The sequence below is a fragment of the Hoylesella buccalis ATCC 35310 genome, from assembly GCF_025151385.1.
Classification (GTDB): domain Bacteria; phylum Bacteroidota; class Bacteroidia; order Bacteroidales; family Bacteroidaceae; genus Prevotella; species Prevotella buccalis.
Genome location: NZ_CP102287.1, coordinates 2,576,645 through 2,592,209 on the forward strand (window position 1 = coordinate 2,576,645; position 15,565 = coordinate 2,592,209).

Annotated in this window: 10 protein-coding genes; all 10 read left to right on the forward strand. The window is 46.5% G+C overall.

Annotated features, from left to right (window positions below):
* Positions 1 to 237: 237 nt before the first annotated feature.
* Positions 238 to 2,121 carry a DEAD/DEAH box helicase gene (locus NQ518_RS10640; RefSeq protein ID WP_227961958.1) on the forward strand — a complete coding sequence of 628 codons (1,884 nt, stop codon included), beginning with the start codon at positions 238 to 240 and terminating at the stop codon, positions 2,119 to 2,121.
* A gap of 451 nt (positions 2,122 to 2,572) precedes the next feature.
* Entirely contained in the window at positions 2,573 to 2,743 is a 171-nt protein-coding gene (locus NQ518_RS10645; RefSeq protein ID WP_227206402.1) for a hypothetical protein, read from the forward strand.
* A 78-nt stretch (positions 2,744 to 2,821) separates the two neighbouring features.
* Entirely contained in the window at positions 2,822 to 5,599 is a 2,778-nt protein-coding gene (locus tag NQ518_RS10650) for a fimbrillin family protein (protein WP_227206400.1), read from the forward strand.
* A 312-nt stretch (positions 5,600 to 5,911) separates the two neighbouring features.
* Positions 5,912 to 8,734, forward strand: a complete 2,823-nt coding sequence (locus tag NQ518_RS10655; protein WP_227206398.1) for a M16 family metallopeptidase — start codon at positions 5,912 to 5,914, stop codon at positions 8,732 to 8,734.
* A 1,568-nt stretch (positions 8,735 to 10,302) separates the two neighbouring features.
* Entirely contained in the window at positions 10,303 to 11,562 is a 1,260-nt protein-coding gene (gene metK, locus NQ518_RS10660) for a methionine adenosyltransferase (RefSeq protein ID WP_227206396.1), read from the forward strand.
* A 3-nt stretch (positions 11,563 to 11,565) separates the two neighbouring features.
* On the forward strand, positions 11,566 to 12,588 hold the full coding sequence (locus tag NQ518_RS10665; RefSeq protein ID WP_227206395.1) for a DUF4271 domain-containing protein: 1,023 nt from the start codon (positions 11,566 to 11,568) through the stop codon (positions 12,586 to 12,588).
* Positions 12,589 to 12,595: 7 nt separating this feature from the next.
* Positions 12,596 to 13,345: a uroporphyrinogen-III synthase gene (locus NQ518_RS10670; protein ID WP_227206393.1), complete on the forward strand. Its 750-nt coding sequence runs from the start codon at positions 12,596 to 12,598 to the stop codon at positions 13,343 to 13,345.
* Positions 13,346 to 13,353: 8 nt separating this feature from the next.
* Complete coding sequence (rnpA, locus tag NQ518_RS10675) at positions 13,354 to 13,767, forward strand: ribonuclease P protein component (RefSeq protein WP_227206391.1); 414 nt, start codon at positions 13,354 to 13,356, stop codon at positions 13,765 to 13,767.
* Positions 13,768 to 13,796: 29 nt separating this feature from the next.
* Complete coding sequence (gene yidD, locus NQ518_RS10680; protein ID WP_004350642.1) at positions 13,797 to 14,015, forward strand: membrane protein insertion efficiency factor YidD; 219 nt, start codon at positions 13,797 to 13,799, stop codon at positions 14,013 to 14,015.
* A gap of 61 nt (positions 14,016 to 14,076) precedes the next feature.
* Positions 14,077 to 15,378: a tyrosine--tRNA ligase gene (tyrS, locus tag NQ518_RS10685; RefSeq protein WP_227206387.1), complete on the forward strand. Its 1,302-nt coding sequence runs from the start codon at positions 14,077 to 14,079 to the stop codon at positions 15,376 to 15,378.
* Positions 15,379 to 15,565 lie beyond the last annotated feature (187 nt).

A 15,565-nucleotide genomic window follows, 5' to 3' on the forward strand; every position in this document is an offset into this window, starting at 1 on the left:
AGCTTTACAAAAAAAATGAAATAGGAGAGAGTCGTGTCGTGTTTTTTATGGGTATGAGGCGTTGGTTCTTCTTTTGTTCTTCGCAGGGTGTCGTGCCGATGCATCATGTTTGTTTGGCATTGATAATCAAAACGATGCCGAATGTTAATGTTTGTATCCCGATAGATAGAAATAAAGGCATTTGCTTTGCGCATCCATGGAATAGCCGTACCTTTGTACCCGATTAAAGAAAAGAATTTGAAGACATTTGAAGAATTAGGCGTTAGCGAAGAGATTCGCCGCGCCATTGAGGAGCTGGGGTTTGTACACCCCATGCCAGTACAAGAAGAGGTCATCCCTTATTTGTTGGGAAACAAGAACGATGTAATTGCATTAGCACAGACAGGAACAGGTAAAACGGCAGCATACGGCTTGCCCCTTTTGCAGAAAATAGATGTTGACAGCAAGCATACACAAGCCATTATTTTAAGTCCTACACGCGAACTGTGTTTGCAAATCGCTGATGACTTGAAGGATTTCGCTAAATATATCAAGAATCTACACGTAGAACCCGTGTACGGAGGTGCCAGTATCGTCACCCAAATTCATGCACTCAAACATGGCGCACAAATCATTGTGGCGACTCCGGGACGACTTATCGACCTGATGAACCGTGGGGTAGCAAAGCTGGACCAAGTGAACAATGTGGTGTTGGATGAGGCTGATGAGATGTTGAACATGGGTTTCTCGGAGAGCATCAATACCATTTTGGCAGGCGTTCCCGACGACCGCAACACCTTGTTGTTCTCGGCAACCATGAGCAACGAGATAGAAAAGATTGCCAAGACTTACTTGCGTGACTACAAGGAGATTGTAGTGGGAAGCCGAAACGAGGGTGCCGAAAACGTGAACCACGTTTATTATATGGTGAATGCGCGTGACAAATACTTGGCTCTGAAGCGCATCGTGGATTACTATCCACGCATTTTTGCCATTATCTTCTGCCGAACGAAGATTGAAACGCAAGAAATTGCCGACAAACTTATCAAGGATGGGTACAACGCAGAGGCGCTGCATGGCGACCTGAGTCAGCAACAGCGCGACCTCACCATGCAGAAGTTCCGCCAACATGTCACCCAGCTGTTGGTGGCAACCGATGTGGCTGCACGTGGATTGGATGTGGACGACCTGACGCATGTCATCAATTATGGCATGCCCGATGATACCGAGAATTACACGCATCGTAGCGGACGAACGGGACGTGCAGGGAAGAAAGGTACTTCTATTTGCATCATTCACACCCGTGAGCGTTCCAAAGTGCGTGCCGTGGAGAAAATAATTGGCAAGGAATTTGTTGATGGAACATTGCCTACCGCACAGGAAATTTGCGCCAAGCAGTTGTATAAAGCCATGCACGACATCGAGAAGATTGATGTTGACGAAGAGCAGATTGCGCCCTTTATGGTTGAAATTAACCGACACTTTGAATATGTCGACAAGGATGATATCATCAAGAAGATTGTCAGTTTGACGTTTGGACGCTTCTTGGATTACTACGCGAATGCGCCAGAGATAGAGAAACCCTCGCTCAAACGTGGCGACAGAGGTGAGGAAAAAGGTATGCGTGGTGGCAGGAAAGCTCGTTCGGAGCGAGGCGGAGGCCGTTCTCGTACACCCGAGAGAGGTTATCGCAGGCTGTTCATCAACTTGGGTAAGGACGATGGATTCTATCCCGGAGAGGTGATGCAGTTTATTAACCAGCATGTAAAAGGTAGGCAGCAGGTGGGGCATATTGACCTGTTGGGAAAAATATCCTATATCGAAGTGCCCGAAAAAGACGCCAACAAGGTGATGCGTTCTTTGTCGGGAGCGACCTACAAGGGTAGAGAGGTGCGCTGCAATGATGCCAACGAAGAAGGTCATGGACGCAAAGCGCAAGCCACAAGAGGTGGCGGAAGAGCTGCAGGTAGACGTGCGGAGAGCGGACGAAAGAATGGAAAAAGCGTGAAACGCCCCTCTTATCAGCAGCAAGATACCGGCGACTGGCGACAGTTCTTCCAGCAACCCGAGGTGAAATTCAAGGGTGAGACCCCCGATTTCTCCGAAGAAGGATGGGCACGCCGCAAGCCTCGTAAGGGGTAATGGCAACGTCGCACATGGCTTTCCGTTTCGGCTGAATGATTCGTACCGTATGCGCAAAGAACGCCAATCATTATCTCATCCCTGAGAGAAACCTACCCATCAAGCAATCAAGCAGGCTATCTGGCTCGACAAATCAGTTTATTTTGCGAAACAAGATGGCCTGTTTTGTTGTCTTGAATGAATCACTTTGCCTTGGCGTTTGCACCGTGTCTTATCGGAAAGGGGTTGCTGCTTTACCATTTGTATCATTTTCTTGCTTTCCTATTTTCACGTTATAGCGGTCTAAATGCTTGCATCTATATATTTTATAAGATTAAAAGTTTATTAAAAATGTGTAAAATACTTGGGGGGGGGTGAATTGTTGTTTCTAATTTTGTACGAATTATAAAAATGATAGTGAACAATTTGTATATTTAATTAAGAACAAAATTAAAATACAACACAGAACAAAATGAATATGAAAGGGATAACAAGTAAGTGTGAATACGTTGCACCCGCTATCGAGGTCATTAAAGTAGTAGATATGAATACCCTGCTGGCAGGAAGTCCTGATGTACGTCCAGGAACAGACCCTACTGTTGAGCCCCCCATTGAAGATGATTGGGAAGAGATTGAAGGCTAACCATACAGCCGAGACAAGCTGTGCCATGTGCCCAGCATTTAAGCAGGTATTAACAACAGAAAAAACAAACACAATTTTATGAAAATCAATACTTCAGTCTATCGCCATGGCTGCCGTGCTATCGCAGGGTTGCTCTGTGGCATCGTAGGTGTTATGGTGACGTCGTGTGCAGATGACGACTTGACCACGGTTAAGAAGAGTAGCGACACCGGTATCAATGTGCGTTTCAACACAACCGACGTGCAGGAACTCAGCATCGCACAAACAGGAAAGGCGCCCAAGGCTTTGCCAGGCACACGGGCACTGTCTGTATCAAAGCTGTTGCCGCAGCGACATGAGGCATTTAGTACGGATGGCTTGGATGTAAGTCTAGTGGAGACCACCGTCGACGGTGTGAACCCTGTGAAGACAGATGCACAAACAAGAGCTACGGTGAAGACGGCTATCGACGCCAACTTCTCGTCCTTTGGTTATCGAGGCACCAGTGAACAGGGCATCAGCAATACGCCCGAATGGTTTTATAACGCCGACACCAAGAGCGATGGCGAGCTTGTTTCGTCGCTACCTTGGTCGTGGGACATTCCTTATGCACGTTTCTATGGCATCTATCCGAAGGTTGAGGCCGGCTCTAAGCTAAAGCTTTCGGAAGCAACTTATGCTGGAAAGCCTTATATCGACTTTGAGTCAGAGACCGATGTCACCAAGCAAGTGGACTTGTTGACGGCGTGTTCGGGGGTGGTTCATTACAACGAACGTGGCGTAGCACCACGGCCGGAGCTAAAGTTCCGTCATGCCTTATGCGCCGTACGCTTTGCCATTGGAAGCAACCTCTCGTGGAACAAGACCATTGACAAGGTAGAAGTGCGCAATGTGCAATACAAAGGTAGGTACACACTCTCTGACCAAACGAACGGCACTGGTGCAGCTTGGGATGTCACCTCCGATCGTATTACGATGACACTCAGTGGTGTGAAAGTCAATACAAGCAAAAATCCGAACACCATTATCATGGGTACGGAGGGTGATAACTACACCTTCTACATGGTTCCACAGACCTTCACCGCCGAGGATAATGTCGTGGTGTACTTCCATTGTATCGACGGAACCGAGATCACTGCAAAGCTAAAATCGGGTAATTGGCAAGCTGGGCACACCAAAACTTATACCATCAGTCAAAAGGAATCTGATTGGACTTATCATATTGAGGCAACCAATCCAACGGCTATTGATTACGACAAGAATGTAAGTCCTGATGCATATAGCATCCTTAGTTATCGTATTGCGCCCGATGGAACCAAACAACCCGTTGGTTGGAAGGTCGTAGGCTATGATGCTAATGGCGACGGAACCTTCTCCATGGATGAAAAACCCTCATGGCTTACCAATCTTGACAAGAGTAGTGGTGAAGGCGGCGAGGTGGCCGAAACGGGTTCTGCCCATGTAACCATCAATATTAACAATCAGATGAGCGAGCGCAATCAGCAAATTGCGAATGCACCCGCCAAGGGTTCTTCGACCACTTACTACAACTTGGCCAACCAAACCAATGGTGGCAACGCCATTGAGAACACCGCCAACTCGTACTTGATATCTGCTCCCGGCTACTACCGGTTGCCTTTGGTGTATGGAAATGCTATCAAGAACGGAACGAAAAACGAGGCTGCCTATAAAACAGACAAAGACACCGATACAGGAAGAAACAAAAGTACAAAGGTGATGGAGCACTTCATCGACCACAACGGCAAACCAATCAAGTCGCCCTACATCATGGTGCAGAATCCTGACAATAAGGTTGGTACACCCGAAGTAGTGTGGGCTGACGTGAAGGGTTTGGTGTCTAACTTAAAGGTTACAGGAACAGGATCGGGCGCATATTTACAGTTCGAGGTAAACAAGTCTACTATTCAGAATGGTAATGCCGTGATAGCTGTTAAAGATAGCAAAGGCACAGTGTTGTGGTCATGGCACATCTGGGTGGCACCTGCTGATGCGCTCAGCACCATAGCTTGTTACAACAAAGACGGTAAGACCTACAAGTTTGCCAAGGAACCACTCGGTTTCAAGTATAATGTATGGAATGGATCGACCTACTCTGTGAATCGCAGTGTTAAGGTTCGGGTAGAACAAGTGGCTGGTCACAAGGGAGCAAAACAGTATGCCGACATCACCGTTACACAAAAGACAGGTGGCAAGAAAGAACATACGATGACATATTATGAGTTTGGGCGCAAAGACGCTTTCCCCAAATTACCAGGAAAACCTGAGAACGGTGATGGTGGATGTATAGAAAGCGATGAACAAGAAACAGTGCAAAAAGGTATTCAAAATCCAAATACTGTTTATACAAATTATAATGATCATTCAGAGCCTTGGTATATCAACCTTTGGTGTGCCAATTATCGTGATGAGGATGATCGACCCACTTCTTGTATCAAAACTATCTACGACCCCAGTCCCGTGGGATACAGAGTGCCTGAGTTTGATGCATTCACGGGCTTTTTTACAATCAAAAAATCTTGGGTTAGAGACAAGCAGCATAACTGGAAAGCAGTGGCACACACCCAAGGTGAATGGAATGATGGTTTTAATTTTATCACCAAACCAAAATCATCGGGTAGCCCTATCTTCTTCCCTAAGATGGATGAATATTACTGGGGCGCTTTAGACGATCCGACAGTTCTCTACAGCTGGGTGGGTTATTGGGCTTCAGGTGCAGTAACCAAGCTGAGAAATTTTGATATAGGTTTTGGCTTTTATTACTACAAAGGTACTGACGATGATGAAGCAAATTTTGCAATGACCCCAGGTTTTTATCGGTCTACCCCTGCCAACGTACGCTCAATAGTTGATGAATAAAAAGCAGAGATGACTATCGAGTCATGATATATACGGTCGGGGGGCAAACGTCTTCCGACCGTTTGCGTTGGTGTAAGGTGATGAAGCTCTGCATAGTGCATGTTTGATAGCGGCAGATAAAACGAAAAAATGTCTTTGATGTGTGTTATGAGACGAACTTTTTGTAAGACAAAGACATCAGTGTGACAATAAATTTCTACCTTTGTAGAGGATAGGCTGCGCCTTAACAATGAAAGTAAACTTTCTCTGTCTTCGGCTTGCTCTATCTCCAGAAGTAGACAATAAGTTTCATTTTATAAAATTATTTTACCTATGAAAATCAGACATCTTTTTAGTGCTTTGCTTCTGTTGTGTGCAAGTATGTTGCATGCCCAGATGCAGATGCCGCCCGTACCGGTAGACACTGCCGTGCGAATGGGTAAGCTCGACAATGGCTTAACCTATTTTATTCGTTACAACAACTGGCCCGAACACCGTGCAAACTTTTACATTGCACAGAAGGTGGGGTCCATTCAAGAGGAAGAAAGCCAGCGTGGATTGGCGCATTTCTTGGAACACATGGCGTTCAATGGCAGCGACAACTTCAAAGGCAACGACCTGATAGAGTACCTTCGTTCCATTGGTGTGGAGTTTGGTAGCGACCTCAATGCTTACACGTCCATCGACCAAACAGTTTACAACATTGACAATGTGCCCACTACTCGACAGAGTTCGCTCGACTCTTGCTTGTTGATATTGCGCGATTGGTCTACGGGTTTGACACTCGATCCAAAGGAGATAGACAAGGAGCGTGGTGTGATACATGAGGAATGGCGACTACGTACCAGCGCACAGAGCCGCATGTTTGAGCGTAATCTGCCCAAACTGTATCCCGGAAGTAAGTACGGTGTGCGTTATCCTATCGGTCTGATGAGTGTCGTAGACAACTTCTCGCCCAAGGAATTGCGTGACTATTATGAGAAATGGTATCATCCATCCAACCAAGGCATCATTGTGATTGGCGACGTGGACGTAAACCATACCGAGGCAATGATTAAGAAACTCTTTGGTGGTATCAAGAACCCAGCCAACCAAGCTCCTGTGCTTGATGAGCCAGTGCCCGACACTGCCGAGCCAATCGTTATCATTGACAAGGATAAAGAGCAGCGCACCAACAACGTACAGGTGATGTTCAAGCACGATACGTACCCCGACTCGTTGAAAAATTCCGTTGAATATATCGTCTATGGTTATTTGAAAGGAGCCGCACTCAACATGCTGAACGATCGCTATACCGAAGCAGCACAAAAGGCAGACTGCCCATACGTGGGTGCTGGAGCCAGTGATGACAACTATATTTTTGCTAAGACGAAAGATGCGTTCAGTATCTTTGCCCAACCCAAAGACCCCTCTCAACTTGCCGCTTCGCTCACCGCAGCCGTGGTAGAAGCCCGTCGTGCAGTCGAATTTGGATTCACCCAGACCGAATACGATCGATATAAAGCCAACCTGTTGAGTAGCCTAGACAAGGCATACAGCAACAAAGACAAGCGCAAGAACACACAGTTCTTCAACGAATGTCTGGGTTATTTCTTGACCAACGAGCCTATGCCGTCCATCGATTACACCTATCAACTGATGAAGCAGATGGTTCCAGCCATTCCAGTTGAAGCGGTCAACGAATATATGAAACAGCTGATTCCCAAGAATGACAGCAACGTTGTGATTATAAGCTTTAACAACGAGAAAGAGGGTGCGGTCTATCCAACCCGTCAAGAACTGCTCACTGCCCTCCAAACGGCCAAACAACAGCAGGTAACGGCATACGTTGACAACGTGAAGAACGAACCGTTGATTACGAAAAAACCGACCCCTGGAACCATCAAGAGTGAGAAGAAGAACGATAAATTGGGGTACACGGAGCTGAAACTGTCTAACGGTGCGACGGTTGTGCTCAAGCATACCGACTTGAAGAAGGATGAGGTGCTGTTGTCGGCAGAGGGCTTTGGAGGCTCTTCGTTATACGGTGAGAAGGATTATCTCAACGCCAAGATGTTTGATGAAGTGATTGCAAATAGCGGATTGGGACAGTTCTCGCTGACCGAACTGCAAAAAGCATTGGCCGGTAAGATTGCCAATGTCAACCTATCATTGGGCTTTAAGAATAGCTCGGCATCGGGGTCATCCACGCCCAAGGATGTAGAAACGATGCTGCAAATGCTGTATCTCTACTTCACTGGCATCAACAAAGACCAGAAATCGTACGACAACCTCATCAGTCAGTACAAGGTAAGTCTTAAAAATCGCTCGCTCTCGCCGGAGGTGGCCCTCTCTGATTCGCTCACGGCAACGATGTACGGGCACAATCCACGGTTGACTCCCGTCAAGGTAGATGACTTGCCAAACGTATCTTATGACCGTATCTTGGCCATGGCCAAGGAGCGTACGGCCAATGCGGCAGCATGGACATTCACGCTCATTGGAAACTATGACGAGGCTGCCATCCGACCATTGATTTGTCAATACATTGCTAGTCTGCCCTCACAGAATAAGATTGTGAAGGGACATCGCGTCACCTTCTTGCAGAAAGGCAAGATAGACAACACCTTCAACCGCAAGATGGAAACACCTAAGTCAACGGCTTATAAGATATGGTACAACGAAGACATGCCTTACACCGTGGAGAATGATGTCAAAGCATCTATCGCCGGACAGGTATTATCGATGGTTTATTTGCAGAAGATTCGTGAGGATGCCGGTGCAGCCTACTCGTGTGGGGCACAAGGTGCAGCAACCATCGACGACGATTATCACGTGATTCAATTATTAGGCGTTTGCCCCATGAAGCCAGAGAAGAAGGATTTGGCCCTGAGCATCATGGAGAGTGCCGTGCAAGAGCTTACCAAGACGGTGGATGCCACGATGGTTGACAAGATTAAAGCCGTGATGCTGAAGCAAGCGGATGATGTGGCTAAGACCAATCGTTATTGGAATGGTGTGGTGGATTTGTATCGTAAGCACGGTATTGACACGCACACTGATTATAAGAAGGTGATTAGCGCACAGACACCACAGACCATCGCCGCTTTCATGAAAGAATTCTTGAAGGCCGGAAACTACATCTCGGTAACCATGTTGCCAGAAGAAAAGAAGTAAGCAATGGGGCGACAGCCTCACCCCCAACCCCTCCCCAAAAGGGAGGGGAGTGGTTAGCTTGTTTGTTCACAGATATTGCCATTGAACTGTATCAATAGTTCAATGGCATTTTTAATGTTGGCAGGTTACGGCACGTTACGAAACATCGTAGGGGCGTGATTCATCACGTTCCGTTCGCAAGTAGGGACATTGTTGGAGCATGATTTATCACGTTCCGTATGAGTAGACACGTTGAATGATTGGTTTTACGACGTTTTCGGAACGTGTTGAATCACGCCCCGTATCAGCAAATACGCTAAATGATTGGCCTCATGATGTGTCGGAACGTGATAAATCACGCCCCAACGGCATCGTAGCCGTATCATTATACTGCCCCAAAACGTCCATGTTCAAAGTAGAATTTCAATTGTCCTTATTTCAACTTCGTTATTTTCTCACAAAAAGTTTGTAACCTATTGCTCACCTATCTTGTATTTTTCTGTTTGAAAGACGCTGTTCTCCACGGGCTGAAAGCCCAAAAGCTTATAGCCCAGGGTAACACCCTGGGAATGGATTACGTTGTGGAATATGCGCCCTGTAAGGGCAAAAGCGTTTAAATATCAACATGTTATGAATGCTTTTGCCCTTGCAGGGCGTACACCTAATCACACGCTTACCCAGGGCGATGCCCTGGGCTGTAGGCTTCTGGGCTTACAGCCCGTGTCATTCTCGTGCCGTTTTTCAATAGAATAAGTTGTGGACTATTTCCTAACCTTGACATAACTCCAACCTGAACCTGTAGGTTGCTGATGCCCTGTGTGTTTGAATCAAACCGTGTGACACAACGCTGAAGTCAAAAGATTGGAGCGTAAAAGCGGCACGAAACGTCCATGCTCAAAGTAGAATTTCATTTGTCTTTTTTCTTGACAAACACCTCTTCACCTTTGGCGTATTTGTAAACAACATCCCTGCTCGTCGTAAATACGGGAAATATGAAGATATTTTGTAACCGATTGTGCGTCAACACGTTGGTTGTTATTGTAAGATTTTTGGCCCCTTTTAACACACGTTTTTCGTGCAAAAGCATTGAGATTGGCAGGCAATAGCTATGCTTTTACGCCGCAAACCCATGCTTTTTACGCTGCAAACCCATGTGAATGACAACCCGAACGCATGCAAATTGACCGTAAGTTTCGATGTTTTAAGCGGAAAATATCGATTTTCTTCACTTTTTAACCCATTGATGCATCCTGTAAGCATAGTTAATTTTTCTATTTCATCACTTTACACATGTCATTTTATAGACACTTTTTTAGGACAAAAAGTGTCAGTCAAACGAGCCAAAGAAGCATGAAAACAATTTGGACATGCCCGCTTCTTGCCGTTGTCACCTTTTGGGTAACGCTTCTCATACCTTCCATTCACAGATGCGAATGCATGGTGCTTCCATACGAACGGACAATGGCGAGTAGGCTTCGTTTGGCGAGTATGCAGAAATGTCCTAAAGGAGTTAAAATAAAGCAGATGCGTGAAAGATTGTGTTTTTTTTGCTAACTTTGCATGTTCAACAAACAACAAGAATTATAGATATGGCCTATTTATTTTCATCAGAATCAGTTTCAGAGGGACATCCAGATAAAGTTGCTGACCAAATTTCAGACGCTTTGCTCGATCAGTTCTTGGCTTACGATAGTGACGCACATTGCGCCATCGAGACCTTTGTAACCACCGGGCAGGTGGTCATTATGGGAGAGGTTCGCTCGAAAGAATACGTTGACCTGCAAACCATTGCGCGCAAAACCATCAAGAAGATAGGTTACACCAAGTCGGAATATCAGTTTGACGGCGATTCGTGTGGCATCATGTCGGCCATTCACGAACAGAGTGACGATATTGACCGTGGGGTGAATCGGGCGAATGAGGACGAACAGGGTGCCGGTGACCAAGGCATGATGTTTGGTTATGCCATCAACGAAACCGAAAACTACATGCCGGTATCGCTTGATTTGGCTCACCTCATCATGCGCGTGTTGGCCGATATCCGCAAGGAAGGCAAGGAAATGACCTATCTTCGCCCCGACGCGAAGAGCCAGGTGACGATAGAATACAACGACGACCACACGCCCCGTCGCATCCACACCATTGTGGTGAGCACGCAGCACGACGAGTTTGACAGCGACGACGATCGCATGTTGGCCAAAATTAAGGCCGACGTCATCAACATTCTCATACCCCGTGTCAAGGCAGCGTGTGACGACAAGACGCGCGCATTGTTTAATGATGACATCTTATATTATGTGAATCCTACGGGAAAGTTTGTCATTGGCGGACCTCATGGCGACACCGGACTCACCGGAAGGAAGATTATCGTAGATACATACGGTGGGAAAGGCGCGCACGGAGGCGGAGCATTCTCGGGCAAAGACCCAAGCAAGGTAGACCGATCGGCAGCATACGCTTCTCGATATATTGCTAAAAACCTGGTGGCAGCAGGCGTTTCTGACGAGGTGTTGGTGCAGATTAGTTATGCCATTGGTGAGGCAAAGCCCATCAACATCTATGTAAATACGTACGGACGAGGCAAAATTGGGATGACAGATGGCGAGATTGCCCAGAAGATTGGTGAAATGTACGATCTTAGACCGAAAGCCATTGAGAAGAAATTCGGTCTTCGCAATCCTATTTATTTCGAGACAGCGGCTTACGGACACATGGGACGACAGTACGAAGTGAAGGAGAAAACGTTTGAAAGTCGTTATCATGAAACGAAAGTCATGCAGGTAGAACTGTTTACTTGGGAGAAGCTGGACGACGTGGAGCGCATCAAACAAGCCTTTGGCATTAAATAGTAAATGTTGCAGACCGACTCTCTTTCACAGTCAATCGTTGCCGATACTGCGCATACTGCGTCCTCAATGGCGCGACAGGCCAAGCAGCTTACGCCGGCACAGGTGCTGAAGTGGTTGCCCAAAGATGCCACTCCGGCACAGCAAGACTCGGCCATTCAGGCCCATATCAAGCCCAGCAAAATCAGTTGGAGCCAGATGCCGGACACCCTTCACTTGCCGGGCCATCCGGTAGGGAAGAGCTTTCGCGATGTCAGTCTGCCGCAATATTACAAAGAGTCGTTCTTTTCAAAAGACTCGATGTTCCATCCTGAACTCGATGGAGGACGTGTGGGAGTGGTCGGCGACCCTGTTCCATACACGGTGTCGGGTGACGACTTGATTACAGGTGTGCTGCTCGGATGCTTTATCCTGGCCATGCTCGCCTTTTCAAAGTCTAAGCGGTTCTTGGAAAAGCAGGTTAAGACCTTCTTTTATCAGCCGCGCGGACGGACGACAGAGGTCACGGAAACGGGCGAAGAAATACGGTTCCAGTTCTTCTTTGTCTTTCAGACGTGCCTGCTGTTAGCCCTCTTGTTCTTTTTCTATTCACGTACCTACGTCACCGATATCTTTGTGCTGGAATACTATCAGATGATGGGTATCTATACCGCAGCCCTCGTTTTGTATTTCATGGCGAAGACCTTGGTCTATACATTCACCAACTGGGTGTTCTTTGATAGGAAAAAAAACGGACAATGGGTGAAGGTGCGGTTGTTCTTGGTGTCGATGGAAGGCGTGGCATTGTTTCCCATTGTCATGTTATTGTCATATTTCGATTTCTCGATGAAAAGTGCTGTTATTTATGCAATTATTGTCATCGTGCTAATTAAATTGCTTACACTCTATAAGTCGTATGCCATCTTTTTCCGTCAAACGGGGTCTTTTGTGCAAATAATTTTGTACTTTTGTGCACTTGAAATCATTCCAATGCTCGCCTTGTGGGGCGTTTTTGGATTGGCAAACAATCATTTTAAAGTAAATTTTTAGGACACTGATGGTCAAAAAAATCTTAGTATCACAGCCCCAACCAACAAGTGAGAAGTCGCCATATTATGATATTGAGAAAGAATATGGTGTGAAGTGTGTGTTCCGACCCTTCTTCAAAGTGGAGGGACTCTCTGCAAAAGAATTTCGTAAGCAACGCATTAACATTCTCGATTATTCTGCTATTGTGTTCACTTCTCGCCATGCGATAGACCATTTTTTCACGCTGGCCAAGGAGATGCGCATCACCATACCGGAAGACATGAAGTACTTCTGTGTACTTGAAACCATTGCGCTGTACATCCAGAAATATGTACAGTATCGCAAGCGCAAGGTGTTTTTTGGAACGAGTGGCAAGATTGCCGACTTGGTTCCGTTGATGGTCAAGCATAAAACCGAGAAGTATCTCGTTCCGATGAGTAGTGTTCACAACGATGATCTCAAAAACTTGTTGGACGCAAAGAAGATCAAACATACCGAATGTGTGATGTATCGAACGGTGAGCAATGATATGACAGAAGAGGAAGTGAAGACGTTTGATTACGACATGATTATCTTCTTCAGTCCTACGGGCGTGAAGGCATTGCAAAAAAATGTGCCTCATTTTGAGCAAGGAGACATCAAGATTGGTGCTTTTGGCCCCGCCACATGCAAGGCTGTTGAGGCAGAAGGGTTCCGATTAGACTTGAAAGCACCCGATGCAGACAATCCTTCGATGACGGGAGCCTTGAAGGCTTATCTGAAAAAAAATAAAAAATAGAAAGTCAATTGCCGACCGATAGGCCTTTTAAACTTAGTAAGTGGGAGCGGATATGCAGTAGAACTCAGCTGGAAAAGCTCTTCACCGGAGGCAAAAGCAAATCCTTTTCGGTGTTTCCTTTAAGGGTTGTCTATTTGCTGACCGATCAACCTGATGGTGATTTACAACATGAAACGCCCGTCAAGATGATGGTGAGTGTGTCGAAAAGGCACTTCAAGCGAGCCGTTAAACGCAACCGCGTGAAGCGACAAGTGCGTGAGGCATATCGGCAGAACAAAGAGATTGTGGTGTCATCCATGGCAGATTCGCCCAATCGTCAGCTGTTATTGGGCTTTATCTGGATGTCTGATGAGCTTCATGATACGGACACCGTGGAGCGAAGTATGCAGGTCTTATTAAAACGAGTAGCTGATAAACTGTGAATGTTCTCAAGTCTATAAGTCACGGTATGATGCGGATTCTCCAGGGAATCTTGCTGGCTCCCATCTTGTTTTATCAGAAATTCATCACGCCTTACACGCCCCCGTCTTGCCGATTCACACCGACATGTTCGGAATATGCACGGCAGGCCATCATCAAGCATGGACCGTTCAAGGGGCTGGCGTTGGCCGTATGGCGCATCTTACGATGTAATCCGTGGGGTGGTAGTGGATATGATCCGGTACCGTAAGTTTCTCTTTGAGTAGAGGCCCCAGCTTCATAATACAAACGAAAAATATAAATTTGATTCGATGACAAAGAACTTTGTTGAAGAACTGAAATGGCGTGGCATGTTAGCGCAGATGATGCCAGGCACTGAAGAACTACTTGAAAAAGAACTCGTGTCGGCTTATTTGGGTACTGACCCAACGGCCGACTCCTTGCATATCGGCCACTTGTGTGGCATTATGATGCTCCGTCATCTGCAAAGATGTGGGCACAAGCCCTATCTGTTGCTGGGTGGAGCGACGGGAATGATTGGAGATCCTTCGGGAAAGAGCTTGGAACGCAACCTCTTGGACACTGCTACCTTGTACCATAATCAAGAGGCTATCAAGCAACAGGTGTCCAAATTCCTCGACTTTGATGGTGACACACCCAACAAAGCCGAGCTGGTGAATAACTATGACTGGATGAAAGACTTCACTTTCCTTGACTTTGCACGCGAGGTAGGCAAGCACATTACCGTGAACTATATGATGGCCAAAGACAGTGTGAAGAAGCGTTTGAACGGTGAAGCCAGCGATGGTTTGTCGTTTACCGAGTTCACTTACCAGCTGTTACAGGGCTACGACTTCCTTCATCTTTATCAGAAGCATGGCATCAAACTGCAACTTGGCGGCAACGACCAATGGGGAAACATGACGACGGGCACTGAGTTGATTCGCCGAACATTGGGTGCTGAGGAGAATGCTTACTGCCTGACGTGCCCCTTAATCACGAAGGCCGACGGGAAAAAGTTCGGCAAGACGGAGAACGGTAACATCTGGTTGGACAGAAACCGCACAACACCGTATGCGTTCTATCAATTCTGGTTGAACGTTAGTGATGATGATGCGGAGAAATACATCAAGATATTTACCTCCTTAGAACGTGAGACCATCGAAGCACTTGTGGCCGAACATCAGCAAGATCCCGGTCGCCGTGTTCTTCAAAAGCGTTTGGCTGAGGAGGTGACGGTGATGGTTCATTCGCGGGAAGACTTAGACATGGCCATTGAAGCCAGCAACATTTTGTTCGGAAAAGCCACCAAGGAGAGCCTTCAAAAGCTTGATGAAGCTACCTTCCTCGATGTCTTTAATGGCGTTCCACAATACGAAATTGGTAAGGATCAGTTAGGTTCTACGGCTGTAGACCTCTTCAATCAGGAGGGAATGGAGATGTTCCCAAGCAAAGGTGAGATGCGGAAACTGGTGAAAGGCGGCGGTGTTTCGCTCAACAAAGAGAAGCTTTCGTCCTTTGATCAGGTTATTACGGCAGACGACTTGATAGACGGTAAGTATCTGTTGGTGCAGCGTGGAAAGAAGAATTACTTCCTCATTACCGTAAAATAAAACAGCAACTGGTTGCTCTCAGTTCTGTTTTTAGAACTATAAACGGCCTATGTGTCGCCGGAAATCGTGCCTTTCAGACATCGTTTCAGTGACAGGTAGGCTTTTTTGTTGGTGAGGGAAGTGCCGCTTATGTTGAAACATGCTTAAGGTGTTCGGTATACTTGAATTACTTATCTGTTATAGATTG

What these genes read in the sequence shown, in the direction of transcription:
- NQ518_RS10650 (WP_227206400.1), top strand. Translation starts at nt 2,822, where the DNA reads ATGAAAATCAATACTTCAGTCTATCGCCATGGCTGCCGTGCTATCGCA.
- NQ518_RS10645 (WP_227206402.1), top strand. Translation starts at nt 2,573, where the DNA reads ATGAATATGAAAGGGATAACAAGTAAGTGTGAATACGTTGCACCCGCT.
- NQ518_RS10655 (WP_227206398.1), top strand. Translation starts at nt 5,912, where the DNA reads ATGAAAATCAGACATCTTTTTAGTGCTTTGCTTCTGTTGTGTGCAAGT.
- NQ518_RS10665 (WP_227206395.1), top strand. Translation starts at nt 11,566, where the DNA reads ATGTTGCAGACCGACTCTCTTTCACAGTCAATCGTTGCCGATACTGCG.
- NQ518_RS10670 (WP_227206393.1), top strand. Translation starts at nt 12,596, where the DNA reads ATGGTCAAAAAAATCTTAGTATCACAGCCCCAACCAACAAGTGAGAAG.
- metK (WP_227206396.1), top strand. Translation starts at nt 10,303, where the DNA reads ATGGCCTATTTATTTTCATCAGAATCAGTTTCAGAGGGACATCCAGAT.
- tyrS (WP_227206387.1), top strand. Translation starts at nt 14,077, where the DNA reads ATGACAAAGAACTTTGTTGAAGAACTGAAATGGCGTGGCATGTTAGCG.
- yidD (WP_004350642.1), top strand. Translation starts at nt 13,797, where the DNA reads ATGCGGATTCTCCAGGGAATCTTGCTGGCTCCCATCTTGTTTTATCAG.